We start from the raw sequence: 638 nt of genomic DNA, 5'->3' as shown, positions 1-638 counted from the left end.
TCCTGTAATTGACCAATCCCTTTATTTAGCAAGTACAGCAATGAACGTTTTCTTTTTTTAATTAGGGAATGACTCTTTTTTCTTCTTTTTGAGTAATTTAAATATTTAGGTATCTAAACTTAGATCGCCCTAAATAGTAAAACGTACTTCTGTTACGGTTAACTGATTTACATTAGTGTAAAAGTAACCAAACAACCAGATGTATTATGATCAATTTTGAAGGTTTTGACGATAGAACATTTTATTCAACATTTCAAAAAGAAGAAGATTGTCTTGAATATTTATCGACACTAAAGTGGAGTGATCATTACAAATGTAGGAAATGTGAACATACAAAATATATGAAAGGTAAAAAGTTGCATTCTAGACGTTGTCAAAAGTGTAAATATGATGAGTCTGTTACAGCTCATACCCTATTTCATAAGCTGAAATTTTCAATTCTAACTGCTTTTGAATTCATATTTAAAGTTAGTTGTGATAAGAAAGGCATGTCCACTTTAACTTTAAGTGAGAAACTGTCCTTGAGTTATCAAAGCTGTTTAAATTTCAGACGTAAAGTACAATATTCTATGCAAAGTAGTTTACAGCATCCTTTGAAGGGGTATGTTGAAGTAGATGAGTTTGCTGTAGGTGGGTAT

The 638-nt window shown here is 30.7% G+C and carries 1 protein-coding gene; it reads left to right on the top strand.

Annotation, left to right across the window (positions count from 1 at the left end):
• Window positions 1-206: 206 nt before the first annotated feature.
• A partial coding sequence (locus HHU12_RS34480; protein ID WP_169656040.1) for a transposase occupies window positions 207-638 on the top strand: 432 nt, incomplete at its 3' end.

Origin of the sequence: Flammeovirga aprica JL-4 (assembly GCF_012844305.1) — a bacterium.
GTDB lineage: Bacteria > Bacteroidota > Bacteroidia > Cytophagales > Flammeovirgaceae > Flammeovirga > Flammeovirga aprica.
The sequence above is the reverse complement of the archived record's forward strand: the minus strand, read 5'-3'. Positions and strand labels throughout refer to the sequence as shown.